This window comes from Chryseobacterium sp. CBTAP 102 (assembly GCF_003201365.1).
Taxonomy (GTDB): domain Bacteria; phylum Bacteroidota; class Bacteroidia; order Flavobacteriales; family Weeksellaceae; genus Chryseobacterium; species Chryseobacterium candidae.
In genome coordinates, this window is record NZ_QICX01000002.1 from 142,309 (window position 1) to 168,066 (window position 25,758).

The window sequence follows — 25,758 nt, forward strand, 5'->3', positions numbered from 1 at the left end:
TATCTTAGTCATTATGCACATGATCTACTTTAAACATTTTTGTAATGTTGTTGGTCACATTCACAAGATGCTGGCTGGATCCCATTGCCATATTGTTGCTGCTGTTCAGAGTTAAAGCAGTCTGCCCGCTCAAATACTGATTAAGATCAGCCAGAATATGTACAGAAGGCCTGATATCTTTGGTTACTCTCGCTGTAACAGGTAAATCCAGAGTAATTTCACGGTAAAGATCAGGAGTACTGTTGGCCGTAACATTCCCCATATTCCCACAATGATTCATAAAGTTGGTATCTGCAGAAGAAGTACCATACTTACCTTCAAGCTTGGTAAAAATGTATCCTGCTGCCCAGGACCATGCCATACCAGCTGTTTTAGCCTTCTGCCAGAAAACTCCCTGTCCATCCTGTCCGATAAGATAGGCTGTCTGGCTGATTCCCAAACCAATTCTTATCTTTTTATATTTATTTTGAGGGATATCCGTTAAATTAATGTAATTGATTCCTGCAACAGCTTCTGCCTGATCTACAATGAAAGCCCCTTTATCAGGATCATTATAGTGGTACTTAAATTCTCCTCCGTTCTCATCAATAAGTGCAATATTACTGATCACATATTTAAGAGTAGAAAACTGATGCTTTTGTCCGTTTGCTGAAGTCTGAGTGGTCTGGTTCAGAACAATATCTCCAAGATTATTGAATCCGTTTTCAAATTTGATCTGAAGATTTCCGGGTGTTGTATCCTGAACCTCATCATCATCGCTGCTTCTACATGATGAAAGGGTAAATAATGTAATGGCTACGAAAAATAGGGATAAGAATTTGTAAATTTTCATTTTGATTGTTATTTTAATTGTTAGTTATTATTGTTTTGTTATTTTTATTACTTCAAAGCCTTCTTTGAATTTTAGTTTTACGAAATAGATTCCCTCACAAAGGCTTGACAGATCAATGCTAATGTTTTTGTCTTTAATAGTACTTTGCTTAAGGACTATACCTCCAAGACTACTATAAATTTCATATTCAGTAATAGATTGATCTGACCAGATGTTTACAGAATTTTTCGTTGGATTGGGATAATACTGTATATTATTTATTCTTGAAGTCTCCTTCACAGACAAATTATTGTTGATCACATTCATTATATAATCACGTGTTTCACCTGATCCGAAACTGCTGCAGGCATCTGCGGCAGATATTGAACTTCCATAAGCTCTCGACCGAACTCTCATCCTTATATTTCCTGATGGTATATTATTCGGTATAGAAAGTGTATGGGTATTTTGAGAATTCATTGAATTGACTAACAGTGTGAATTCATTCTGTTCAAAAATACTGTTGCGGTTATAATCAATCCATACCCCAATCACCGCTTCGGAAGACGTAAAGGTAAACACATCATAAGACTGCCCGGCTGTAAGCTGTGCAGTGGTATTCCCGTTCGAGGGATACTCGTGATAATAAACAGTTGGCTCATCATAGGTATTATGATTTAAATCTGTTCCGTTTATTCTGAAGGTTACAAAGGAAGGCTCAAGTCCGCCTCCAAGATTGGCTGTACATACTGCCTGAGCATTTAATAAAGCATAGGACAGCAGTAAACCACTTATTAAAAATGATTTCATTCGGATATTGTAATTAAAAAAAGAGAATCAGCAAAATGCTCCAATAAATCTATCGGAAACATCAATTATGGAAATACCGTTATTTCTTCAAGCAATTTTATTGTCTTTGAAGAGCATCCGCTAATTCTCCTAGAGAAAATAGTTGTTATTTTGAGTATTTTACAGGATTCTTTTTGAACTCTGTCTTGCAGGATTTACTACAAAACCCGTAAATTTTGTTTTTGTAAACGGCAGTATCCGATAAAGACATTGAGGTCTTCATTTTACAGATAGGATCCAAAGTATTTATTACTTTAACCTTTTTACTATCCAGGGTTCCTGAAGTATGTTGTGCAGATATGCTAAGTGATGACATTGTACAGAATAATGTCATAAAAAAAAATATTTTCATTCGAAATCAGTATAAATTGTTATTCTCTATTTTGTTACAGATATAGAGTTATACTAATGGCGGATGAAAAAACTGGTTATAAAGTAAAAGATTGTAAATATTAGTATAAAATGAACTAACAGAATTTTTCAGAGCACCTGATTTTAGAATAAAGCTTTCGTCAAGGCTTTCGTTAATGATAAAATTATCAATAGAATTTAAGCTTATTTTTTGGGGACTTTTATTTCCCTGCTCCTGGGTAGTTTTTACCAATTCTTTTGAGAGGTAACATTTACCGTTACACATCAGCTCAGGTTTCATTCTATTTTCACAAAGTTCTTTTGTTATATAGTCATAATTAACTGTATAATCTATAAATGGCAATATCGGACGTATTGTCATCTGAATAATCATGAATATAGAAATGATGTATTTCACAGAGCAAATTTAATAATAATTTTACCTTTTTTATATGATATTTGACATAAAAGACAACCAATAAATCAAACTATTAGCTGTCTTTTTATGATTTTAATCAATTAATGTTCATCTTCAGCAGAACACAATCCTACAATTGTATGGAAGGTATCGTGCACAGCAGTAAGAGATTTTGTAATATTTGCATCAGAATCTTTCTTCTTGATTTGTTTTTCAAGATTCTGACTATCTTTAAAAAGTTTTGCAATGGCTTCCTTTACACCTTTTTTATTAAATTCAGCAGGAATAGCCGAAGTTTGCAATGCTTTTGCTTTCGCTGCCATCTCTCCTGCTCTGGTTTTTATCGGCTCAAGATTCCCTTCTTCTGCGGGATGAAAAGTCTGGGACATCACTTCATGAAAATCTTTCATTAAAGCCCAGTCATCAAACCTGCCTTTTTTTGCTTTAGTGGCTTGTTCGTATCTTTTACTGATCTCATTCCAGTTGGTAACATTCCAGATCGCGGTAAGATAATCTGCTCTTTTATTCTGATATTTTAAATAATAAGCATGCTCCCATACATCAATTCCGAAGATTGGCGTTCCTTTTTCCTCCACTACATCCATCAAAGGATTATCCTGATTAGGAGTAGAGGAAACAAATAATTTTCCATCTTTCCCTACAGAAAGCCACGCCCATCCTGAACCGAAACGGTCTGCTCCTGCCTTCGCCATTTTTTCTTTAAAAGCATCCATACTTCCGAAAGCTTCGGTGATGGCTTTTGCTAATTTTGCTGAAGGCTGAGTGTTTTTCTGAGGCGTAAGAACCGTCCAGAACAATTCGTGGTTGTAATGTCCTCCTGCATTATTTCTTACTGCAGCAGGTAATTTTGATACATTGGAAAGAATCTGAAACAACGTTTCTTTTTCCTGTGGAGTTCCTGCAATTGCTTTATTCAAATTGGCGGTGTAAGCTGCACCGTGTTTTGAGTAGTGAATTTCCATCGTTTGGGCATCAATATTCCCTTCCAGAGCATTATAAGCATATGGCAGAGGAGTCTGCTTAAACTGAGCCAGTGCAAACTGAGCCGCGAAAACTGCACTTAAAGCAGCTATTTTCATAATCTTCATAACTTTTTTGTTTATGGTTGAACAATGTTTTCTTATTAAGCGGGAAGATGGGAGATGGAGGCTGGAAGCAATTTATTTTTAAAGAATAACTTCTTCAACTTCTATTTTGCTTTTACAGCTATCTCAAAAATCGCCAGAGCTTCATCGTCTTGAATAACTTCCAGCTTCAAACATCCGGCTTCCCTCCTCTCTATTTCAATAATTTCTTAATATCCTCAATCAGAATTTCTCTGTCGGGATGGTATTTTCCTGTAAGCACAGGTGTTTTACCTTCCGGATCTCCATAATTCAATCCTGAATAATACAGAATGGGCATATTTTCTTTATTGTATCTGCATCGGATATTTCCGTCCTGATCTACCAGAGCAATCATTCCGCTATGATTCAGGCTTTCCCCTTCATCTTCTTTATCACCTACGTAGATATTAAACTGATCAGCAAGATTACCTATGTATGTACGGTCTCCTGTCAGGAAATGCCAGTTGGGAGATTTTGCACCAATTCTTTGCGCATGTTCTTTCAAAGCTGCAGGTGTATCATTTTCCGGATCAATACTGATAGAGATAATCCCGAAATCAGGATCATTAATCTGGCTCTGAATCGCTTTCATATTGGTATTCATCACCGGGCAGATGGTAGGACATTTGCTAAAGAAAAATTCTACCAGATATACCTTTCCCAACATATCCTTACTGGTGATCTTTTTACCATTCTGATCTGTAAGTTCAAAGTCCGGAACTTTCATCACCGTATAAAGGTTCTTTTTAAAATACCCCATTCCTACCCCGATTCCCAGGAAAAGCAATGCAAATACCACAATGGGTATAATCACTTTACTTTTATTATTGGTCTTCTTATTTTTGGGCATATTTCTCGGGACTTTTTTTAAATTCATCTTTGCAGTACACACTGCAAAAACCGTACGTTTTATTTTTATATACCGCAGTATCTTTAAGAGATCCGGCTGTTTTCATGTGGCAGATAGGGTCTTCTTCATTCACTACCTGTACATTTTCTATTTTCTTTCCTGAAGTGTCCATATGGCTTGCATGCTTTACCTTAGGCGTTTCTTTTGCACACGACAGCAATGATATCGACAGCAAAGCAGTCGAAATAATGAGAGATTTCATTGTAATGTTAAATTAAAATTAATACTATTAAATAAAGTTACGATATAATGCATAAGTGGAAAAAATACAGCATTTCTTAAGAAGAATTGATGCATTCTTTTTGCTTACATCAATTAATTTTAATTGCAAAATATTTCTTTAACGGCTTATTAATAAAGACTTTTGAAAACCTTCATCTATTAAACTAAAGATATAGTTTGCAATACAATTATATCAATGGAGGATGGAATATCCTTGAAAAGTATTCTGAAGAACGAAAATTAAAGTAGCCTGAATCGGGAATTGCAGTTAACAATTCCGAGTTTAGCTGAGAAAAGAAGGAGAGGATATCATGAGAAATAAAAACATCTAATCCTGCAATCTTTATGGTTTGGGAGCTGTTGGATTGTTTTTCTGTTTTTGCCAGTTCTTTTTTCACATAGCATTTTCCCTTACATGTTGATTGTGGCACATTTCTGTTCTCACAAAGGTTTTTTACAATATAATCATAATTAACAGCATAGTTTACCAATGGCAAAACGGGACGCAATGCAACGGTAAAAATGATGAATATGGAAATGAATAACCTCAACGATTCTGTTCTCTGTTACAAATATACTACTTCAAAATCGTTTTATGACAGATTTATGATGAATGTCATTGGAAAATTTTTATCTGTTACCGTCAAAATTTACAAAACTGTGGCTGTTACTATCATCCTATTATCCCGAACTTTGAGCAGGACCAAATCCGATAAATTTAGTTCTTTATATACAGTTTAATCTTGTTGATAAGAGCTTTGCTGATATTGTTGGCAGAGCTTTTTTATTTTCTGTTCGTTGGAAATCACAAAGACGCAGTTTTTTTTTAAATATTCCCTGTATCAAGGCGCGAGGATTTTATCTCTGATAAAATTGCAATACTGTTTTGATTAATCTCTCTAATTAGAGGAGATTTGTTTTTGCAGAGATTACTAATCGGAATGACAAACCGGGTGTATCATTTTTATACTAAATGCAATTATCAGTTATAGTTTATACGAAAGTAAAGGCAGTCTCTTTGTCACTCCGCAGGAGTCTCAATAGCATAATATAGAGTTTAAAACAAAAGCCCTGCTGAAAATTCAGCAGAGCTTTTATTGAATATAATTGAGTTGTGTTTATTATTTGCTTGTTAAAATTTCATTCTTTGGATTCTCACCGCATTTAAAATAGCCAGCAATGCAACTCCTACATCTGCAAACACAGCTTCCCACATGGTTGCAAGACCTCCTGCCCCAAGAATAAGAACAACAGCTTTTACAGCAAAGGCAAGTACAATATTCTGCCAAACGATCTTTTTCGTTTGTTTCCCGATATTGATTGCCATTGGGATTTTGCTTGGTTTATCATCCTGAATAACTACATCGGCCGTTTCAATAGTAGCATCACTTCCTAAGCCTCCCATTGCAATTCCTACATCACTTAAAGCCACTACGGGAGCATCATTTACTCCGTCTCCTACGAAAGCTACAGTCTGGTTTTTAGCTTTGATTTCTTTAACCTTGTTCACTTTATCTTCAGGCAGCAGATCTCCGAACGCATTGTCAATTCCCAGCTGATCTGCTACATATTTCACAACAGTACCTTTATCACCGCTCAGCATGGTTGCTTTCACATTCATTTTATGCAGGTTATCTACTGTTTCTTTGGCATCTTCTTTTATGCTGTCTGCAATCGTGATATATCCTGCAAATTTGTTGTCATAAGCCACTGCAATCACAGTGTACACTATATTGGCGTGGTTGATATCATAACTGATGTTGAATTTATCCATCAGCTTAAAGTTTCCAACCAAAAGTTCTTTTCCGTTAATAGTCGCTATCAATCCGTGACCAGCTATCTCTTCAACATTTTCTAAAGGAATAGCGTGATTGATCTCTCCTGCATAATTATGAATAGCCGTTGCCACCGGATGGGTACTTTTACTTTCGAGGGCATTGACCAGCTGAAGGATTTCTTCTTTGTTAAATTCAGGGCTTATGCTTACTTCCTGAACTTTGAATACACCTTCTGTCATCGTTCCGGTTTTATCCATCACCACATTCTGAATTTCTGCAATGCTGTCCAGAAAGTTACTTCCCTTGAATAAAATTCCATTCCGGCTTGCCGCTCCGATTCCTCCGAAATATCCTAGAGGAATTGAGATCACCAGGGCACAAGGACAGGAAATCACAAGGAATATCAATGCTCTGTACACCCAGTCTCTGAATTGATAATCGCTCACAAAGAAATATGGCAGTAAACAGATTCCTATGGCAAGAAATACTACGATAGGCGTGTATACTTTCGCAAATTTTCTGATGAACAGTTCTGTAGGAGCTTTTTGAGCCGTAGCATTCTGAACGAGTTCCAGGATTTTACTCAGTTTACTGTCTTCATAGGCTGTATTTACTTTAACCAAAGCAATACTGTTCATATTGATCATCCCGGCAAGAACCGCTTCGCCTTTATTTTTGGTATCGGGTTGACTTTCTCCTGTTAAAGCGGCTGTATTGAATGAAGCCGAGTCTGAAAGCAATTCTCCATCCAGCGCCAGTTTTTCTCCGGGTTTCAGCTGTATAATGTCTCCAATTTTAGCCTCTTTGGCTTTCATGGTTTTTGGCTGATTATTGACCATAACCGTTACCTCATCAGGACGTTGATCCAATAAAGCTTTTATATTTCCTTTGGCTCTGGTAACTGCCATAGACTGAAATACTTCTCCTACGGCATAGAAAAGCATTACTGCAACTCCTTCAGGATATTCTCCGATGGCAAAAGCACCAATGGTTGCAATACTCATCAGAAAGAATTCTGAGAATACATCTCCTTTGATGATACTTTTATACGCATCCTTTAATACAGGAAATCCCACAGGAATATATGCAGCCAGGAACCAGACTAAACGTACCCAGCCTGTAAACCATATGGGTTTTATATAGTTGTCAAAGGCAATTCCCAATAATAAAACTACAAAAGAGATAATAGCCGGCAGAAACATCTGAAAGACCGTCTGATCTCCGGAGTCGTGAGAGTGATCATGCCCGTCATGGTCATGTCCGTCTCCTTCTGCATGATGATGTTTGTGTCCTTTTGTATCTGGTTTTTCGGGGGTTGTACTACAGCATTTTTCCATAACTGAATATTTTTATACAAATGTAAAGATGAGACTGATGCAATGCTATTGCAAACTTTCAAGACAGTTTTCACAGATTCCTTTGGCAAATAATCTTATTTCGTCAATCCTGAAATTGGTCTGGATATTTTCAGGGAAAGAAATATCTTCTTTGCAGGTAGTCTGCTTGCATATTTTACAGTAAAAATGCAGATGCCAGTCTTTGTGTGTCTTTTCATCACAATCGTCTTCGCAGAGTTTGTATTTCGTGGTTGTATTTTCCTGGATGCTGTGAACAATTCCTTTTTCTTCAAAAGTTTTCAGTGTTCTGTAGATGGTAATTCTATCAGCATTTTCAAAATGATTTTCTATTTCAGAAAGGGACAAAGCCGCTTCCTGAGAGCTTAAGAAATCATATACCAGAATCCTCATACTGGTAGGTTTGGTATTTTTATCAATGAGTTTGTGTTCTATATCTTTTTTCATATTTACAAATTATTACATTTCATAGTACAATGTATTTTCTTTTTTGGAAGGGACATTCTGTTCGCCAATCATCTGTCTGATATTGATTTCTATAGTCTGCGCCAGAGAAGTCATTGGGGTATCTACCGGACCATTTTCAAACGGATCCTGCATGATGATGGATGTTTTCTCAATGGCGATGAATGTCACCGGAACCAGGAAAGTAATGGCAATTTCTACTACCAACTGTGAATCATCAAGTCCAAACGGAAGAATGGCCGCAAAAACATAGATCAGAATATGTACTAAAACACTATAAGAGCGGGGAAAAACCGTATTCTTCAGTCTTTCGCATTTCCCCATACTGTCGCATAATCTTGTGATGATATCATTCAGCTGCATCTGCTGGAAATCCGTCAGTCCTTTGGAGGCAGCAATTTCTTTCACCTGTCTGGAGTGTTCGTCCAGAATTGCATTGGGAATATTGGCTCCTTTAATCTGATGTTGATCCAGATATTGCTGAACTTTTTCAGAAAACGAAAGTTTTCTCAGTGATTCTCCAAGGGCATAGGTCCAGATAATCTGTCTTTCGGCAAAATCTTTTATTGCTTTATCATCTCCGGCAGGTATAAACTGAATAACAAGTCTCACTAAAGTTCTGGAATCGTTGACAACGGCTCCCCAAACGGTTCTGGCTTCCCACCACCTTTCATAGGACTGAGAGGTACGGAATGCCAGCAGCAATGATACTGCTGTTCCCAGCAATGCAGGAATATTCAATGGCAGAGAGATCTTGCGAAACCATGGCAGCTCGTCCAGAAGTCCGATGGCTATGGCAAATATTCCAATCAACAGAATTTGGGTTTTTATTTCACGGATGAAATACCAGACTGATATTTTTTTGTTTAATAACATAATCAGGTCATTTATTAAAAATTCGGTGAGATAATCTTTTCTTTTTTTCTGCCGTTTTTATTCAATAAAAATTCTGTAAACAGCTCTAATGTAAGGATAAAAATCGACATTTTACTGGTTTCAATGGCTTTCATTAATGTTCGTGTTCTCCTGAATTCACCAGTTTTGCATTCACGAAAAATGCTCCTTTTACTACTATTTTTGCATGGTCAGGAATATTTCCTACAGGAGTTACGGCAGTATATCCCATATCGGATGTTCCTTTTACCACTTCTATTTTCTCAAAATTTAAGGTTTTCGGATGTGGTTTGCCTTTTTCTTCATGTTCTTCTTCCCCTTTTTTATCGGTCTGAACAAACACAAAATATTTCCCGTCTGCTTCTACAATGGCCTCTGTAGGAACTGCAGGAGTTGTGCTTTTATCAAGGCTTACAATTCCGGTGATATTCATTCCGTCAATCAGTCCGGATTTGTTTCCAATTACTTCGCAATGCATAGAAATGGTTTTGCTTTCGTTTTCAAAAGAAGATCCTATGCTGTAAATTCTTGCATCATATTCGGTTTCCGGATTGTTGGTCAGTTTAAAATGAACAATCTGTCCTACTCTCATTTTAGGAAGATCTTTTTCAAACACCTGAAGGTCGAGATGAATGGAGCCGTTATCAATCACTGTAGCAACAGGAGAAGAGATATCTACATAACTCCCGATCTGTGCGGTAATACTGCTGATTGTTCCACTGATTGGTGCTGTAATAACCAAACCGGATTTCATATTTCCATTGCTTACTTTTCCAGGGCTTATTCCCATCATCTGAAGCTGTTTCAACAGGGATGCTCTTTTGGTTTTTAAGGTTTTAAGTTCCGCATCGGCACTCTGAAGATTTTTCTTCGCGCCTGCATCATTATCAAAAAGTTCTCTCTGCCTTCTGTATTCCTGCTCTGCATAAGTAATTCTGCTGTTGGTCGTCAGGTAATCTTCCTGAAGCCGGATATATTCCGGGTTGGCAATGGTAGCAATCACCTGCCCTTTCTTCACGATACTTCCTACCTGAATATTGATGGTTTTGATGATTCCTCCATACAGCGAAGTAATGGTTGCTTTATTGCTGTTCGGTACGCTCAGCAAACCATTTGCTTTTATCGTTGATGTCAGCTCTTTCATTTCCACAGTTCCTAAAGCCACTCCTACAGACTTCATCTGCTCTTCCGTAAGAGAAGCTATAGTTTGTGGAGCTTCTTCATGAGTCTTCTCTTTCTGTTCTGTTTTTTCAGGAGCTTTTTCTTCCGAAGCTTCTTTTTTTCCACAGCTTGTTAATAACATTGAGAACAAGATAATGGGTATGATATTATATTTGAGTTTCATATCTGAGAATGTATTTTGTGTGATGCTGTATTTCAACACTTTCATATTATTTATTAATGATTGAATTAATGGTTACAACAGATTGGTTCACCTGCTGGATAGATTCCAGATATTTCAACTGGATATTCGTGGCTGTCTGCAGGGCAAAAAGATATTCTACATAAGAGATTTCTCCTGTTTTATATCCCAACTGAGCTGCTTTTACAATTTTCTCTGCGTTAGGCAATGCCTGGCCTGTATAGTAGTCATACTGCTGTAAATCCTGATGATACTGACTGAAGGCGTTTTCCAACTGAGCAGAAAGCTGTTTCTGCTGCATTTTAGCATTGGTTTCAGCGACCTGTTTTTCATATTCCAACGCCTGAATTCTTGCTTTTGTAGCCCCAAATGTTAATGGAATTGCTACGCCTACTGTTGCAGAGTGAAAACGTTTCCCTGAGTTAAAAAAATTCTCCTGCCCGTTGATGGTATGAAAACCTATCAAAGACTGGTTGGTATATCCTAAGCTGAAATCGGGAAGCCCCAGTGATTTTTCAACTTTTTTATTTTTCTCGGCAATTTCCATTTCCTGGTAAAAAGCTTTTACCGTAGGATTATTGGCAACCACAGCGCTATCGAGCACATTTTCTGCTTTTAAAGGTGCATAATCTCTGTTAAACGGAACTTCAAGATCTTCTGACGTGTTCATCAGCGTTTTTAAATTCTTGTAGGCGTTATTCAGAAAAACTTCATTTTGTCTGAGCAGCAGATCAATTTCCCCTTTCTGGGTTTCCGCTGTACTGATCTCGATCTTTTTGATATCACCCGCTTTGAATCTTACGTTTGCAATTCTGATGAATTCCTCATAATATTTATCAAGACTGGTCAGCTGGGCTTTATTATACTGAAGATATTCAATCTGATAGTAATAGGTACGAACCTGCTTTATCAATTCATTGGCCGTAATTTCTTTATCAATCTGTCTGCTTTTAATATTCTCATTGATTAATTCTTTTCTTGCTTTAAATATTGTTGGAAAAGGGATACTTTGTGATATAGCAAATGATTGGTCAAACTTCGGACTGTTGTATTGTCCGAGCTGCGCTTCAAAGCTCAACTTAGGGAGTTCTTTTGCAGTTGCCCTCAATGCTTCAGCGGATTTAATACTTAGGTCTTTTGACTGCAGGGTTAAGTTATTATTCACAGCCTGCTCTACCGCCTGTTCCACAGAAATAGATCTGGACTGTGCTTTAAAAGTCTGTCCCAGCATCATGAAACCTACAACAAGAACCGTTGTAAACATTCCTGTATTACTATTTTTTCTTTTCAAAATCTTTGTGTTAAAAATGATATACAACATTGGCAAAACAAATAGTGTTAGGAATGTTGCGGTTACCAGACCACCAATCACTACTGTAGCCAAAGGTTTCTGTACTTCTGCTCCTGCTCCGGTGGAAATAGCCATAGGTAAAAATCCTAAAGAAGCTACCGTAGCCGTCATCAGTACAGGTCTTAATCTGGTTTTTGTTCCTTCAAATACTCTTTTCAGAATATCGGTTTCGCCTTCTTTTTCCAATTGGTTAAATGTTCCAATCAAAACTATTCCGTTCAATACCGCTACTCCAAAAAGAGCAATAAATCCGATTCCTGCACTGATACTGAAAGGCATGTCTCTTAATAAAAGCGCAAAGACACCACCAATAGCACTCATAGGAATCGCTGTAAAGATCAATGCAGCCTGTTTGAATGAACGGAAAGTAAAATACAAAAGCATAAAAATCAGAAGCAATGATACCGGAACAGCGATCATCAGGCGTTTGCTCGCTTCCTGAAGGTTTTCAAACTGTCCTCCGTAGGTAAAGTAATATCCGGAAGGAAGTTTCACTTTATCCAGTTTTGCCTGAATATCTTTCACCACACTTTCCACATCACGGTCTTTCACATTGAATCCGATCACAATTCTACGTTTTCCCTGTTCACGACTGATTTGTGCAGGTCCTAATTTGTAACTGATATTAGCGACCTGCGATAATGGAATCTGTGCTCCGGCAGCAGAAGTGATCATCAGATTATTCACATCCGAAATATCGGTTCTGTGAAGACTGTCCAGGCGGACAACCAGATCAAAACGTCTTTCATTTTCAAAAACCTGTCCGGCAGCTTTTCCTGCAAAGGCTGTACTTACTGCATTGTTGACATCTTCGATATTCAACCCATAATTGGCGATTCTTGTTCTGTCATACTGAACATTGATCTGCGGGAGACCACTCACTCTTTCAACCTGAGGGGCTGTAGCTCCATCGACTGTCTGAATGATTTTCCCTACTTTATCCGCATACACTGCTAAAGAATCAAGGTTTTCTCCGAAGATTTTTACGGCAACATCCTGTCTGATCCCTGTCATCAGCTCATTGAAACGCATCTGAATCGGTTGGTTTTTCTCAAAAAACACCCCTGGAATAGTTTCCAGCTTTTCACTGATCTCATCCGCGAGTTCGTTGTAGGATTTCTTGGTTTTCCATTCACTTTGTGGTTTTAAAACTACAATCATATCGGTTGCTTCAGGTGGCATCGGGTCTGTAGGAACCTCAGCAGAACCTGTTTTTCCGACGACCATTTTCACCTCATCAAATTGCCTGATCAATCTTGAGACCTGCATAGAGGTTTCAATACTCTGGCTCAATGAACTTCCCTGTGGTAAAATACAGTGGAATGCAAAATCCCCTTCCTGCAGCTGCGGAATAAATTCGCCTCCCATATTTTTGAAAATAAAAGCAGAAATAAGAAACACGACAGCCGTTGCTGATACAATGATATATTTGATTTTAATTGCTTTCTGTAATAATGGCTGGTATACCTTTTGAAGACGGTTCATCATTTTATCAGAGAAGGTTTCTTTGTGGGATATTTTCTTAGATAAAAAGAGAGCACTCATCATCGGAATGTAGGTCAGTGAAAGAATCAAAGCTCCCAGAATGGCAAATCCTACTGTTTTTGCCATTGGGGTAAACATTTTTCCTTCTACTCCAGCCAACGTAAGAATTGGAATGTAGACAATAAGGATGATGATTTCTCCAAAGGCGGCACTGCTCCGAATTTTTGATGCAGAAAGGAAAACTTCTTCATCCATTTCAGACTGTGTCAAAGCACGAGAAGATTTTCTTACGCCTAAATGATGTAAAGTGGCTTCTACAATAATTACGGCACCATCTACAATCAACCCGAAATCTATGGCTCCAAGGCTCATCAGGTTGGCGCTTACCCCGAAAACATTCATCATTCCCAATGCAAACAGCAAGGAAAGCGGAATGGCTGAAGCTACGATAAGTCCGGCTCTCAGATTTCCTAAGAAAACTACAAGAACGAAAATAACGATCAGCGCTCCTTCAATGAGGTTTTTCTGTACGGTATTGATGGCTCTGTCTACAAGATCTGTTCTGTCCAGAAAGGGTTCTATAATGACATCATCGGGAAGAGATTTCTGAATGGTCGGGATTTTTGCTTTGATATTGCTGACTACTTCATTACTATTGGCTCCTTTCAGCATCATCACGACTCCACCCACAGCATCTACTTTTCCATCATAGGTTAATGCTCCGTAACGAACGGCACTTCCTAAACGAACATCGGCAACGTCTTTTATAAAGATCGGAACGCTTCCTGTTTCGTTTTTAACTGCAATGTTTTTGATATCCTCAAGTGAAGTTACCAAACCAATTCCACGGATGAAATAGGCGTTGGGCTTTTTATCAATATAAGCTCCTCCGGTATTTTGATTGTTTTTTTCAAGCGCTGTAAAAATTTCGGTGATGCTTGTTCCCATTGCTTTTAACCGATTGGGATCAATAGCGACTTCATATTGCTTTAATTCTCCACCAAAACTGTTAATCTCCGCCACTCCCTGTGTTCCGTTCAGCTGTCTGCGAACGATCCAGTCCTGCATGGTACGGAGCTCTTTGGCATTGTATTTCTTTTCGCTTCCTTTTTTAGGATGAAGAATATACTGGTATACTTCTCCAAGCCCTGTACTTACAGGAGCCAGCTCGGGAGTCCCTACTCCTTTCGGAATTTCTTCCACTGCGTTTTTCAGCTGTTCATTAATGAGCTGTCTGGCAAAGTACACATCTACATTTTCTTTGAACACCACAGTAATCACAGAAAGTCCGAATCTTGAAATACTTCTTGTTTCCTGAATATCGGGAACATTGGCAATGCTCTGCTCAATGGGAAAGGTAACCAGCTGTTCCACTTCCTGCCCTGCCAATGTAGGACATACGGTAATGATCTGCACCTGATTGTTGGTAATATCCGGTACAGCATCTATTGGCAATCTGGTGGCACTCCACGTTCCCCAGATGATCAGCACCAGAGTCATCAACCCAATGATCACCTTATTTTTAATACTGAATTTTATGATTTTATCTAACACGATTTGTATTTAATTTTTATTGAAAAATGAATGCATACAGCATAAAATACTGCAGCAAAAATATCCTGAAAACCTCTGCAATGGTATTGCAAAGTTTCAAGCACAGGTAAGAATCAGAAAGCGAGACTTTCTGAAAATCAATAAAAATTAAATTTTGGGAGGCTGCCAGATAGGGTCATATACCTGGTAAGCAAAGTCGTTTTTGTGGAATAAGATCTTCTTTGAAAAATAAGCCGGAATCTGATCCGGAATTTCTAATAAAGGATCCATTTTAAATGCCGAAACTGTCATCTGGCAGCAGCTGCAGGCACACAGCGGAGAACAGATATCTCCTTTTTCTGTAGAATGATTCTCCTGAATGCTCAGAGAAATCATTTTACTCTCTGAACTCTGCGGATGAGACACATCAGCACATGGCATTAATGATAGCGCCAAGAAATACATTGCCAGTATCCATCTTAAGAGATTCATTGTTACAAAGGTAGAGATTTTTTATAAACTGAATTATTCATATTAAGTATTTAACTAACATTTTTATGTAAAAACCTATTCGCAAATATGTACCAAGGTCTTTATGATAAAAATAAAATTCATATCATTGAAAATAAAAATAACTCAATATGAAAAAGGGTACATATGAAAAATAATCACTTTTTTATCACCTTTTATTTGCTGATTATCATTAGTCTGATATCATGTAATAAGCAAAATACAATAAACCAGAATTCATCATTCATTTATAAAGATTTGACTGATACCTACGATTCAAAAACAGGTTTGTTTACACGAAACTATGATTCCGATTCAACTACGATAAAGGTCAATTTAACCAGAGAAGAAGAAGAAAAAATTCTGAAAACTTTTTCAGAAAACAGCTTTGAAAGTCTTCCTTCTACAATTGATTGTTCTATATGGGGATATAATCCTAAGATTTATAACAGATTGATTCTGAACAATATTAATGTAGAGTATATTCACAATACTGAAGAAGGATGGTTCTGCTATAATGGAAAAAAATTCGACAGAATTAACAAAACTATACAGGATATTATCTTCAACAAAAATGAAGTGAAACAACTAGAGCCTTCCACTATAGCATATGAATAAAAAGTATCTGATTGTGGTTAAATATATTTTTTCAATATTCTGCATGATAGGATTTCTAAGCAGTTACGGACAAAAACTATATAAAATAGAAAAAGATCAATTCGGGGAACCTTTATTAAATAATAAAGCAGAATATTCATTTACAGAAAAACCTTCTGAAGAAGATTTAAAAAAAATCGATACTACAGCATATTATGTTCAAATTTTTGAAGATCAATACCACAACGAAAATGAAGTAAAAAATCCAACAATTATTATTTTTCATGATGATGGTTATTTTAGAGAAACATCACTTTTGGCATTTGGGAAATTTGATGAGCATAGAGGAAAAAATTCTGTTTATTATGGAGGAAAATATAAAATAAAAAATAATAATATTCAACTTGAACAATTTGGAAATTCTCCAGATTCAAAAAATTGGTATACAAGATATATAACTAAAGGTAAAATAGAAAATAATAAAATTATTTTTAATGAAGGTTTAGTTTCTGTTTTTGAGAAAAGAAAAAATTTATCCATAAAATAGCGAAATCTTTAATTTTGGAAACAATAAGTAAAGCAGGTCAACAAGCCGCAAATTGGAATAATTGGTTTTGGAAAGGATATTTTTCAATGACTTATGAAAATAACTTTAAAAACAAAAACCACCGCAAAAGCAGTGGCTTAAAAAAATCAATCTAATTATGGACTATATCTTATAAATTCGGGTTATTCTCAAACTCCCTCTGTGGAATGCTGAACAAGTAATAATTACTATTCGGTACAAAAGCAGATTTATCCGGGAAATCAAGCACAGAATGTCCTTTACCGTCTACGGTTTTCACAGTACCGTCCGGTGTAGTGATCTGAACTTTTATCGGTTTGCCATCTGCATCTACAAACGGTTTTCTTACTACTGTACCCTGCGTTCTGATAATATCTGAAAGCGAAAATCCTTCTCCAAACAATTCTTTTCTTCTTTCAATCAAAATGGCATCTACTACTGCATTCTGTGACAATGATCCAGAATAAATATTAGCATTTCTCGCTGATTTCAATTGATTCAAAACAGCTACAGCCTGAGAGACATTTCCGTTTCTCGCTTCAGCTTCGGCTTCAATTAAATACATTTCTGCAGCTCTCATATACACAATGTCTGCAATAAGAGTAGGTTTAAATTTAAACTTAGCATACCTCAGCAATCCATCTCTACCTTTCTGCCCATCCCATGAAAACAACTGGGATCTGATGTCATTAGTATCAAAAAGATCCTTAAAATAAGGGTCTGCCATAAAACTGTAATAATAACTTCCCGATGAAGACACATCCAGATAATGGAAAGCATAACTCGCATCCGACTGCTCCTGTGTCTGTGCATGTCCCCAGATCCATTCTGCATTGTTGATATCATTAAAGCCATCTTTATATTTCTCCGGAGCCATCAGTGGAAATCCTTCTCTTGCAATTTTTGCAGATGCTGAAGCTTTGCTCCATTCACCAGTATTCAGATAAGTTCTGGCCAGAAGTCCATTCACAACAGAACGGTTGATCTTATCTTTATTGTTTCTTGTATAACTTTTTAATAGGTTATCAGCATCCATAAGATCGCTTTTAATCAAGGTATAAATATCCTCAAGGCTTGCTCTTTTCTTCCCTACCGTACTGGTTGTAGAAGGTTCAGTATAAATAGGAGCCGTCAAAGCCGACCTATCTTTAAGATAGCTGAACTGATAAAAGCTCGCCAGATTAAGGTAGCAGAAAGCACGTAATGCTTTTGCCTGTCCTTTCACCTGATTCTTTTTCTCCTGACTGCCTTCCGTTCCATCAATTCTTGTAATCACATTATTCATATTATTGATAGTGGAATACAATAAAGACCATATAAACAGCGGGCGGCTAGCTGTACTGTTCACCATTTCTGTAAAGGCATAGGTAGAAGCAAAACCATACTTATTAGTCAATACTGCTACATCACTTCCCATCGCATCACTAGCTCTTAAAACTGTGGAATACCCGATATTGGCATAGGTTGTTCCGTCATTATTAAATTTTGCCCAGGTACCGTTCACTACTGTCTCAGCACTTTCAGCTGTTTTGAAAACTTCTACGCTGTTGGCCTGATCAGTCGGAGCGGTATCCAGCTCACTTTCACAGCTTGCCAGCGACAAAAATCCGATAAGAGCAAACGATAGATATTTTAATTTTTTCATTGTTTCAATTTTAAAGGTTAAAGAGTTGCCTGAAGACCAAAAGTGATGGTTCTCATCGCAGGATATCTGTAATACGTTGTTCCGTCCAAAGCCTGCTCAGGATCCATTCCTTTATGTTTATAGAAAGTCAGAAGGTTTTCTGCCTGGATATAAATTCTGAACTTTTTCAATCCTATTTTCTCAAAATAATCCTCAGGAAGTGTGTATCCTAAGCTTAGATTTTTAAGTCTTGCATACGTCCCGGAATACAGGAATCTGGAAGACGTTGAGGTCCAGTTATTCGTTGTTGTACTCAATCCCGGAACGTCTGTATAAGGATTATCAGGCGTCCACCTGTTCAGCATTTCGGCACTCCATGCACGTCCTCCCGCACTTCCGTTATGCATGATGGAAGTATAATCGGTATCTAAAATTTTACCCCCGATTTTGAATGTCAGCAATCCTGAAAAATCAAAATTCTTATAGGTGATGCTTGTACTGATTCCACCTGTCAGCTTAGGTAATGCAGAACCTTGTAATAGTTTTGTAGCTTTTGAATATTCCGAAGTTGTTCCTTCCACTGAGTTTCCGCTGGCATTGGTAGTAACAGTTTTCCATAAGGGTTTTCCATTGCCTGGATCCACACCAACCCATTCCGGAATAAAGAAATCATATACAGAACCTCCTACTGTCAGCAATTTAGTTCCTACCACAAGAGAACCTCCGGGTAATTTGGTTACTTTGTTGTTTAAAGTACTTAGGTTCACATCTACATTCCATTGAAAATCATCATTCTTAATAGGTATTGTAAATAATGAAAATTCAAATCCTGTATTCTGGATGGTTCCGATATTCGCAGGATAATCACTGATTCCCAATGATGGTGCAACCGGCATATTAAACAGAAGATCCTGGCTTTTTCTTTTAAAATATTCGATATTCCCTTTAATCCTGTTATTCAGAATGGAGAATTCCAATCCTACATTTAAATTAAGGTTGGTTTCCCATTTCACATTATTGGTAGAAGTCTTTTCAAGGGTTGTTCCCGGTTCTCCGCCAAGGCTTATAAATCTATAAAGCTCCTGATACGCATAATAAAGCGGCTGCCCATTAGGTCTAAGTAATTTATCATTCCCCTGACCTCCGTAGCTGGCACGCAATGTCAATTGATTGAAAACATTCAGGCTTTTAATAAATTCCTCATTGGATATTTTCCACGAACCTCCCACTGACCAGAATCTCCCCCATCTGTTATCCTTCGCAAATCTCGAAGAACTGTCTGCCCTTCCTGAAGCTGACAGGAAATAGGTATTATTATAGTCATACTCTACTTTTCCAAGGAAACTTAATAAACTCAATTTATTGCTGTTTCCACTGAAACTTCCCAGCAGAGAAGCAGCATCCGGTTCATAGTAATAAGGAAGTGAAAACTGGCTTCTCGTTCCTGAAATGGTCTGATAATCGTATTTATAAAACTCGTGTCCTGCTAAAGCATTTACATGGTGCTTTCCAAACTTTTTATCATAAGTTAGGATATTACTTGTCGTATAAGAAAGTGTTCTGGTATTGGTTTTCGTTACCGAACCTCCTATTTCAGCACCTTGCCCCAATAATGGATTTGAGTAATAATGTCCGTTATAATTCACTAAATCCACAGAGAAGCTGGTCTTGAATTTCAACTCCGGCAAGAAAGTGAATTCCATGAATCCTTTTCCGGAGAAGTTATCTTCTTTGTTTTCGTTTTTGTCTAAAGGCAGTGTTGCAGCGGCATTCTGATTCTGAAGCGCATTCGTAGGCCTGTATTTTCCAAAATCATAAACCGGGTTTCCATCAGCATCCAAAATATAAGTACCATCTGCATTTCTTTCATAATAAGGATAGAATGAAGGAATAAATCTTGCAGCGTTGATGATGTTACTCGCCTTGGAATCCGAAGAAGTAGGCGCCTGCTGAACACTGTTTGTATAATTCAGGTTTACTCCAACATTAAGCCATTTTTTCACTTCGGAATTGATCTTCAATCGGGTATTGTATCTTTTATAGCCTGATTCAATCGCCATCCCTTTATCATCCAGATACCCCAGTGAAAAGAAGTAATTGCTTTTATCACTTCCTCCGCTGATATCAAGATCCACCTGATTTCTTGAAGCTACTCTCTGTAAAATATCTCTCCAGTCATCATTCCAAAGCGGCGATGCACCAGGTAATAATTTCCCATCTGTTCCTACCGGTTTTGGATAAGCAGTGCCATATGGATTAATTCCAAGGGTCGAAACAAGATTATCAGTTGCCATTTGTGCAGCCTGCTGAGAAGAAACTTTGCCAGACTGATATCCGTTTCTTAACGCTTCCCAATATAATTGAAAGTATTGATCTGTGTTTACCTGTTCATAATCTTTGACAGCTCTTCCTGAGAATCCCTGACTGATATTAAAATTAACTCTGGCTTCTCCTTTTTTCCCTGATTTTGTAGTGATGATAATAATCCCGTTTGCTCCTCTTGAACCATACAAAGCACTTGCTGTAGCGTCTTTCAAAACACTTATAGATTCAATATCGCTTGGGCTAATGGAGTTCAGGTTTCCGTCAAAAGGAATCCCGTCCACTACGTATAAAGGATCACTGGAAGCACTGATTGAGCCAATTCCCCTGATACGGATGGTAGAAACTGCGCCGGGCTGTCCCGATGCACTGGTAGTTTGAATTCCGGCAACCTGTCCTTCCAGTGCTTTGGTAATATTCGTAACTGGTCTGTTATTGATTTTATCGCTGGAAATTGTAGCTACAGAACCGGTATAGCTGTTTCTTTTTGCTTTTCCGTACGCTACCACTACTACCTCATCAAGTTCCTTTTCATGAAGGCTATCTTTTTTCGGCCTGGAATTCTGTGCATTGATGCTGGTTATTCCCAGAAAAAAAGCAGCAACCGGAGGTATCCATGCTTTAGAATTGAATAAATTTTTGCTAATCATAATCAATTTTATTTATCATATATTAAAATTTTACCCTTTGCAGAAAAGTCAGCAAAGGGCATCGATAAATACGATAAACCAAATGCTTATTTTTCCTTAAAAGGCTGAATGTAACACCTTGCCCCACGAGGCAGGTTGTTAAGATTTCACAGGGTCAGTTCCCTCTATCTTTCTTTATAAGCCGATCGAAATATGATTGCAAAGCTAAAAACTTTTAGTCTACAAAACAAGTAGACTTGTTTATTTTTCATGATAATTTTTTAATAATTAACATAAATTTTTAATAAAACCCACTACAATAAGAAGTTGCAGACCTTATCATTTATTCAAACATGACAAATATCATTGTCAATAATTCAATAGCATGAAAATTCAGTATACCTTAATTTTTGTGTGATTTATTGAAAAAACTTTTTAATTTTATGCTATGAAAGTTTTGATCATCAATGGCCCTAACCTCAATCTGTTAGGCACAAGAGAACCGGAAATCTATGGAAATGTTTCTATGGAAAGTTATTTGGAAAATTTAAGATCCGAGTTTCAGGCTTATGAATTACAATATTACCAGTCTAATATTGAAGGTGAGCTTATCAACAGGCTTCAGGAGGATGATTTTGATGCGGTGGTAATTAACCCGGGAGCTTTCACCCACTATTCTTATGCAATTGCTGATTGTTTGAAGAATATCCGCAAGCCGAAAGTAGAAGTTCACATCAGCAATATCTACAAAAGAGAAGAATTCCGACAGAAATCTGTAACAGCCGCTAATACGGATGCCGTTTTATCTGGCTTTGGAATGGATGGGTATAGATTGGCTTTATTAAGTCTGAAATAATTCAGTCGTTTATTTTCCCGCAGATGGCACAGATTTTCACAGATAATTATAGAAAAAAAACATATGTCAGTAGTTGCACTGCTGCAAAAATCTATTAAATTTTGAGAAATAAAATACAAAAGCCTCATCATTGATGAGGCTTTTGTACGTTTATGGTTAACTATTAAATAGTTTGTTCCTGTAATTGAGGTCCTGAAGCTACTAACTTCTTACCTTCTTCAGTATCACAGTACTGTTCAAAATTCTTGATATATCTTGAAGCAAGATCTTTTGCTTTTTCTTCCCATACCGAAGCATTTTCATAGGTATCTCTAGGATCTAAAATACCTGCAGAAACGTTTGGTAATTCAGTAGGAATTTCAAGATTCATAATTGGAACCTGAGCTTTAGGAGCATTATCAATAGATCCATCAATGATTGCGTCAATGATTGCTCTGGTATCTTTAAGCGAAATTCTCTTTCCTGTACCGTTCCAGCCTGTATTTACCAAATAAGCTTTTGCACCGTGTTCCTGCATTTTACCGATCAATGTTTTAGAATACATTGTTGGGTGTAATGTAAGGAATGCTTCCCCAAATGCAGGGGAGAAAGACGGTTCAGGTTCTGTAATACCTCTTTCCGTTCCGGCTAATTTTGATGTATACCCGCAAAGGAAGTGGTACTGAGCCTGATCTTCATTCAGGATAGAAACCGGAGGAAGTACTCCGAATGCATCTGCTGAAAGGTATACAATCTTCTTGGCATGACCTGCTTTAGAAGGCAATACAATTTTGTTGATATGATATATTGGATAAGAAACTCTTGTGTTCTCAGTGATTGAACCGTCTGTATAATCTGCTACTCCATTGTTAATAACAACGTTTTCAAGAAGTGCATCTCTTTTGATGGCAGCGAAGATATCCGGTTCTTTTTCTTCAGATAAGTCAATCACTTTAGCATAGCATCCTCCCTCATAGTTGAATACTCCGTTGTTATCCCATCCGTGCTCATCGTCACCGATAAGGTATCTTTTAGGATCAGCTGATAAAGTAGTTTTACCTGTTCCAGAAAGACCAAAGAATAAAGCAACATCACCTTTCTCTCCAACGTTCGCAGAACAATGCATGGAAGCCATACCTTTTAACGGAAGGTAATAGTTCATCATGGCAAACATTCCTTTTTTCATTTCACCTCCGTACCAGGTACCTCCAATGATCTGTAGTTTTTCAGTAAGGTTGAACATAATGAAGTTTTCAGAGTTTAATCCCTGAGCTTCCCAGTTCGGGTTTGTTGTTTTTGATCCGTTGATTACGGTGAAATCCGGCTCACCGTAGTTTTCAAGTTCGTAGTGAGAAGGACGAATGAACATATTAGTAACAAAATGCGCCTGCCATGCTACTTCAACGATAAATCTTACTTTAAGTCTCGTATCTGCATTCGTTCCGCAGAATGTATCTACTACATAAATCTTTTTAGATTCAGCAAGCTGGTTCAGCACTAGTTCTTTACAAGACCCGAAAATTTCTGCTGTTGTAGGTAGGTTTACTTTACCATCCCAGAAAATTGTATCTCTTGTAACATCATCCTGAACAATATATCTGTCTTTAGGTGAACGACCTGTGAAAATTCCTGTTTTTACCGATACTGCGCCAGATTCCGTAAGCTCAGCTTGCTCAAACCCCTGATTTTCAGGAGAAACTTCAGCCTGATATAATTCTTCATAAGAAGGATTATACACTACTTCATAGTTTCCTTTAATCCCTAATTTCTCTAAATCCTGGATGATTTTAGTGTTTTTCATTTTACTTATATTTTCTATTTCTTTATTGACTTCAACAAAAATAATATTAATTATTTGTTAAAGGTGGTTTAAATATACTGATATAAGTCAGAATGACAAATAAAAAAAAAGGATTGTAATTGCTTGATTATAAGCTAATTATATTTTCCCATTCTAAAACAGTGGAAAAACCTTTCTCCCAAAAATAGTTCTTATAGTCCCCAAATTTGGCACTCATTACAAAATCTCCACCCCATGCACCTAAACTTTTGACAAATAAAGGGCAATCTGAGAATAATTTTTCTTTAACTGTGAGAATTTCAAGAAAATTTGCAATTTTATGCTCATGAATCATCATTAATTCGGAAAATTTTTCCAATTCATTGCATAACAATATTTTTTTTGTGAGATCTGAAAATTCATTCACCAATTCCGGAGACTTCTTTTTGGACTTGTATAAGTTGATTCCCTCTCTACTATCCTGCTTCTGATTTAAATGGATAAAAATCAGTTCATTTTTAAAGGATGGACTGAAATCTACCTTCTCATATTTTATCTCAGGTTTACTCTGGAACAGAACTGCAGATTTTTCTTTAGCTACAGCGATATCGTATCCACTGCCACCTAAGCTGATAGTATTAAGATAAAAAGGATCAACCTCTGCCCATTCTGCCAGATTGTTCATCAGGGTGGAACTGCTACCAAGCCCATAATCCGCCGGAAACTGAAGATTGGTTTTTAAATGATAAGTAAGGTCTGCTTTGAATTTACTGCTAGAAAGCTGCTGAACATTTTGTAGTGTTTTGGTAATGAATTCAGCACTTGATGGAATATTGGTTTCCAGAATCTGCCAGTTTTTATAATCTATGACAGCTTTTAACCATAATGTATTCTGATGATAAGCTTCCCAAAGAATAAGAGAGTTTCCATCTTCTTTTTCTTCAAAGAAAAACTCTTGTCCCAGCCTGGTAGGTACCGCTAAGACAAGAGCTCCATCTATTGCGAAATATTCTGAAGTAAGCATAAGCTTTCCCGGTGAAAATATCGCGTTCATATTTTTTATTAGATTGCAGAAGTTGCTTCTACAGATCCGTCAATTTTTTTGATTAATCCCTGAAGGGTTTTTCCTGGTCCTACTTCTACGAAGTTTGATGCACCGTCTTTAATCATATTCTGAACAGATTGTGTCCATTTTACAGGACCGGTAAGCTGAGCGATCAGGTTTTGTTTGATCTCATCAGGATTTGTTACCGCTGTTGTCGTGATATTCTGGTATACAGGAATGGTTGCTTTTCTGAATTTTGTTTTTTCGATAGCTGCGGCCAGTCTTTCCTGTGCAGGCTGCATCAATGGTGAATGGAAAGCTCCGTTTACTGGTAATAGCAATGCTCTTTTAGCTCCTGCTTCTTTCAGTTTTGCGCAAGCTTCTTCTACTGCGGGTGTTTCTCCGGAAATTACCAATTGTCCCGGACAGTTATAGTTGGCAGGAACAACAATTCCGTTGATCTGTGCACAGATTTCTTCAACCTTAGCATCTTCTAAACCTAAGATAGCTGCCATAGAACTTGGATTGGCATTGCAAGCTTCCTGCATAGCCTTTGCTCTTTCAGAAACTAATTTCAAACCGTCATCAAAGGATAAGACTCCGTTGGCAACCAAAGCTGAAAACTCTCCTAAAGAGTGTCCTGCAACCATTTCAGCACCAAGACCATTTACGGCTTTTAATGCTGCTACTGAATGTATAAATATTGAAGGCTGGGTAACCTCTGTTTTCTTAAGATCCGCATCCGTACCGTTAAACATAATGGAAAGAATGTCGAAACCTAAAATTTCATTGGCAGATTCCATCAGATCTTTAATATCTTTTCTAGAATCATACAATTCTTTTCCCATTCCTACGAACTGAGATCCCTGCCCTGGAAATACAAGTGCTTTCATGTATTGAATTAAATATTATGCAAATATAACTATAATGTTAATAATA

Annotated in this window: 22 protein-coding genes, 1 pseudogene and 1 riboswitch; of the genes and pseudogenes, 4 read left to right on the top strand and 19 right to left on the bottom strand. The window is 37.3% G+C overall.

What is annotated here, in order from left to right; translation table 11 throughout:
• Nucleotides 1-4: 4 nt before the first annotated feature.
• From C8D70_RS04010 to C8D70_RS04075, 14 genes and pseudogenes are all read right to left on the bottom strand, one after another.
• Nucleotides 5-832 (bottom strand): MbnP family protein, encoded by an 828-nt coding sequence (locus C8D70_RS04010; protein ID WP_076595922.1) that lies wholly within the window; start codon nucleotides 830-832, stop codon nucleotides 5-7.
• A gap of 27 nt (nucleotides 833-859) precedes the next feature.
• Nucleotides 860-1,621, bottom strand: a complete 762-nt coding sequence (locus C8D70_RS04015) for a GEVED domain-containing protein (RefSeq protein ID WP_110366455.1) — start codon at nucleotides 1,619-1,621, stop codon at nucleotides 860-862.
• A 145-nt stretch (nucleotides 1,622-1,766) separates the two neighbouring features.
• Nucleotides 1,767-2,012, bottom strand: a complete 246-nt coding sequence (locus C8D70_RS04020) for a YHS domain-containing protein (RefSeq protein WP_076595924.1) — start codon at nucleotides 2,010-2,012, stop codon at nucleotides 1,767-1,769.
• Nucleotides 2,013-2,060: 48 nt separating this feature from the next.
• Complete coding sequence (locus C8D70_RS04025; RefSeq protein WP_076595925.1) at nucleotides 2,061-2,429, bottom strand: hypothetical protein; 369 nt, start codon at nucleotides 2,427-2,429, stop codon at nucleotides 2,061-2,063.
• A gap of 437 nt (nucleotides 2,430-2,866) precedes the next feature.
• Nucleotides 2,867-3,538, bottom strand: a pseudogene (locus C8D70_RS04030) (superoxide dismutase); the annotation flags it as partial.
• A 190-nt stretch (nucleotides 3,539-3,728) separates the two neighbouring features.
• On the bottom strand, nucleotides 3,729-4,406 hold the full coding sequence (locus tag C8D70_RS04035; protein ID WP_076595926.1) for an SCO family protein: 678 nt from the start codon (nucleotides 4,404-4,406) through the stop codon (nucleotides 3,729-3,731).
• Complete coding sequence (locus C8D70_RS20715) at nucleotides 4,393-4,668, bottom strand: YHS domain-containing protein (RefSeq protein ID WP_083688837.1); 276 nt, start codon at nucleotides 4,666-4,668, stop codon at nucleotides 4,393-4,395. Before C8D70_RS20715 ends, C8D70_RS04035 begins: the two co-directional genes overlap by 14 nt.
• A 208-nt stretch (nucleotides 4,669-4,876) precedes the next feature.
• The gene (locus tag C8D70_RS21010) at nucleotides 4,877-5,086 is read right to left on the bottom strand and encodes a hypothetical protein (RefSeq protein ID WP_228402514.1); all 210 of its coding nucleotides are present in this window, start codon (nucleotides 5,084-5,086) and stop codon (nucleotides 4,877-4,879) included.
• 734 nt (nucleotides 5,087-5,820) lie between these two features.
• Nucleotides 5,821-7,803: a heavy metal translocating P-type ATPase gene (locus tag C8D70_RS04050; RefSeq protein WP_110366456.1), complete on the bottom strand. Its 1,983-nt coding sequence runs from the start codon at nucleotides 7,801-7,803 to the stop codon at nucleotides 5,821-5,823.
• 45 nt (nucleotides 7,804-7,848) lie between these two features.
• On the bottom strand, nucleotides 7,849-8,268 hold the full coding sequence (locus C8D70_RS04055; RefSeq protein WP_034691375.1) for a Fur family transcriptional regulator: 420 nt from the start codon (nucleotides 8,266-8,268) through the stop codon (nucleotides 7,849-7,851).
• A 12-nt stretch (nucleotides 8,269-8,280) separates the two neighbouring features.
• Nucleotides 8,281-9,162, bottom strand: a complete 882-nt coding sequence (locus tag C8D70_RS04060) for a bestrophin family protein (RefSeq protein WP_110366457.1) — start codon at nucleotides 9,160-9,162, stop codon at nucleotides 8,281-8,283.
• A 133-nt stretch (nucleotides 9,163-9,295) separates the two neighbouring features.
• Entirely contained in the window at nucleotides 9,296-10,525 is a 1,230-nt protein-coding gene (locus tag C8D70_RS04065) for an efflux RND transporter periplasmic adaptor subunit (protein ID WP_110366603.1), read from the bottom strand.
• Between the two features lie 46 nt (nucleotides 10,526-10,571).
• A complete protein-coding gene (locus tag C8D70_RS04070; RefSeq protein WP_110366458.1) occupies nucleotides 10,572-14,933 on the bottom strand; it encodes a CusA/CzcA family heavy metal efflux RND transporter in 4,362 nt (1,453 codons plus the stop codon).
• Nucleotides 14,934-15,080: 147 nt separating this feature from the next.
• Nucleotides 15,081-15,404 (bottom strand): DUF6660 family protein, encoded by a 324-nt coding sequence (locus C8D70_RS04075; RefSeq protein ID WP_110366459.1) that lies wholly within the window; start codon nucleotides 15,402-15,404, stop codon nucleotides 15,081-15,083.
• A 165-nt stretch (nucleotides 15,405-15,569) separates the two neighbouring features.
• Here C8D70_RS04075 and C8D70_RS04080 point away from each other — a divergent pair, with 165 nt between their 5' ends.
• The 3 genes from C8D70_RS04080 to C8D70_RS21015 are packed head-to-tail and all read left to right on the top strand — an operon-like array spanning nucleotide 15,570 to nucleotide 16,721.
• Nucleotides 15,570-16,040, top strand: coding sequence for a hypothetical protein (locus tag C8D70_RS04080; RefSeq protein ID WP_076595933.1), 471 nt, complete (start codon nucleotides 15,570-15,572; stop codon nucleotides 16,038-16,040).
• A gap of 43 nt (nucleotides 16,041-16,083) precedes the next feature.
• On the top strand, nucleotides 16,084-16,566 hold the full coding sequence (locus C8D70_RS04085; protein ID WP_181416092.1) for a hypothetical protein: 483 nt from the start codon (nucleotides 16,084-16,086) through the stop codon (nucleotides 16,564-16,566).
• 14 nt (nucleotides 16,567-16,580) lie between these two features.
• Nucleotides 16,581-16,721 (top strand): hypothetical protein, encoded by a 141-nt coding sequence (locus C8D70_RS21015; RefSeq protein ID WP_228407973.1) that lies wholly within the window; start codon nucleotides 16,581-16,583, stop codon nucleotides 16,719-16,721.
• A 14-nt stretch (nucleotides 16,722-16,735) separates the two neighbouring features.
• Here the strand turns inward: C8D70_RS21015 and C8D70_RS04090 are convergent, their stop codons facing one another.
• Entirely contained in the window at nucleotides 16,736-18,229 is a 1,494-nt protein-coding gene (locus tag C8D70_RS04090) for a RagB/SusD family nutrient uptake outer membrane protein (RefSeq protein WP_110366460.1), read from the bottom strand.
• Nucleotides 18,230-18,246: 17 nt separating this feature from the next.
• Nucleotides 18,247-21,180, bottom strand: a complete 2,934-nt coding sequence (locus C8D70_RS04095) for a SusC/RagA family TonB-linked outer membrane protein (RefSeq protein ID WP_110366461.1) — start codon at nucleotides 21,178-21,180, stop codon at nucleotides 18,247-18,249.
• Nucleotides 21,181-21,263: 83 nt separating this feature from the next.
• A riboswitch (SAM riboswitch) is annotated at nucleotides 21,264-21,363 on the bottom strand.
• 244 nt (nucleotides 21,364-21,607) lie between these two features.
• Between C8D70_RS04095 and C8D70_RS04100 the strand changes: the two genes are divergently transcribed.
• Entirely contained in the window at nucleotides 21,608-22,015 is a 408-nt protein-coding gene (locus C8D70_RS04100; protein WP_076595936.1) for a type II 3-dehydroquinate dehydratase, read from the top strand.
• Nucleotides 22,016-22,178: 163 nt separating this feature from the next.
• Here C8D70_RS04100 and pckA read toward each other — a convergent pair whose 3' ends face one another.
• The 3 genes from pckA to fabD all read right to left on the bottom strand — a co-directional run bounded on the left by pckA (nucleotide 22,179) and on the right by fabD (nucleotide 25,712).
• A complete protein-coding gene (pckA, locus tag C8D70_RS04105) occupies nucleotides 22,179-23,795 on the bottom strand; it encodes a phosphoenolpyruvate carboxykinase (ATP) (RefSeq protein WP_076595937.1) in 1,617 nt (538 codons plus the stop codon).
• Nucleotides 23,796-23,922: 127 nt separating this feature from the next.
• A complete protein-coding gene (locus tag C8D70_RS04110; RefSeq protein WP_110366462.1) occupies nucleotides 23,923-24,828 on the bottom strand; it encodes a GYDIA family GHMP kinase in 906 nt (301 codons plus the stop codon).
• Between the two features lie 8 nt (nucleotides 24,829-24,836).
• A complete protein-coding gene (gene fabD, locus C8D70_RS04115) occupies nucleotides 24,837-25,712 on the bottom strand; it encodes an ACP S-malonyltransferase (RefSeq protein WP_076595939.1) in 876 nt (291 codons plus the stop codon).
• Between the last annotated feature and the right edge of the window lie 46 nt (nucleotides 25,713-25,758).

Excerpts from the sequence above, each read along its gene's own strand:
- C8D70_RS04010 (WP_076595922.1), bottom strand. The coding sequence starts at position 832 with ATGAAAATTTACAAATTCTTATCCCTATTTTTCGTAGCCATTACATTA.
- C8D70_RS04015 (WP_110366455.1), bottom strand. The coding sequence starts at position 1,621 with ATGAAATCATTTTTAATAAGTGGTTTACTGCTGTCCTATGCTTTATTA.
- C8D70_RS04020 (WP_076595924.1), bottom strand. The coding sequence starts at position 2,012 with ATGAAAATATTTTTTTTTATGACATTATTCTGTACAATGTCATCACTT.
- C8D70_RS04035 (WP_076595926.1), bottom strand. The coding sequence starts at position 4,406 with ATGCCCAAAAATAAGAAGACCAATAATAAAAGTAAAGTGATTATACCC.
- C8D70_RS20715 (WP_083688837.1), bottom strand. The coding sequence starts at position 4,668 with ATGAAATCTCTCATTATTTCGACTGCTTTGCTGTCGATATCATTGCTG.
- C8D70_RS04050 (WP_110366456.1), bottom strand. The coding sequence starts at position 7,803 with ATGGAAAAATGCTGTAGTACAACCCCCGAAAAACCAGATACAAAAGGA.
- C8D70_RS04055 (WP_034691375.1), bottom strand. The coding sequence starts at position 8,268 with ATGAAAAAAGATATAGAACACAAACTCATTGATAAAAATACCAAACCT.
- C8D70_RS04060 (WP_110366457.1), bottom strand. The coding sequence starts at position 9,162 with ATGTTATTAAACAAAAAAATATCAGTCTGGTATTTCATCCGTGAAATA.
- C8D70_RS04065 (WP_110366603.1), bottom strand. The coding sequence starts at position 10,525 with ATGAAACTCAAATATAATATCATACCCATTATCTTGTTCTCAATGTTA.
- C8D70_RS04075 (WP_110366459.1), bottom strand. The coding sequence starts at position 15,404 with ATGAATCTCTTAAGATGGATACTGGCAATGTATTTCTTGGCGCTATCA.
- C8D70_RS04080 (WP_076595933.1), top strand. The coding sequence starts at position 15,570 with ATGAAAAATAATCACTTTTTTATCACCTTTTATTTGCTGATTATCATT.
- C8D70_RS04085 (WP_181416092.1), top strand. The coding sequence starts at position 16,084 with ATGATAGGATTTCTAAGCAGTTACGGACAAAAACTATATAAAATAGAA.
- C8D70_RS04090 (WP_110366460.1), bottom strand. The coding sequence starts at position 18,229 with ATGAAAAAATTAAAATATCTATCGTTTGCTCTTATCGGATTTTTGTCG.
- C8D70_RS04095 (WP_110366461.1), bottom strand. The coding sequence starts at position 21,180 with ATGATTAGCAAAAATTTATTCAATTCTAAAGCATGGATACCTCCGGTT.
- C8D70_RS04100 (WP_076595936.1), top strand. The coding sequence starts at position 21,608 with ATGAAAGTTTTGATCATCAATGGCCCTAACCTCAATCTGTTAGGCACA.
- pckA (WP_076595937.1), bottom strand. The coding sequence starts at position 23,795 with ATGAAAAACACTAAAATCATCCAGGATTTAGAGAAATTAGGGATTAAA.
- C8D70_RS04110 (WP_110366462.1), bottom strand. The coding sequence starts at position 24,828 with ATGAACGCGATATTTTCACCGGGAAAGCTTATGCTTACTTCAGAATAT.
- fabD (WP_076595939.1), bottom strand. The coding sequence starts at position 25,712 with ATGAAAGCACTTGTATTTCCAGGGCAGGGATCTCAGTTCGTAGGAATG.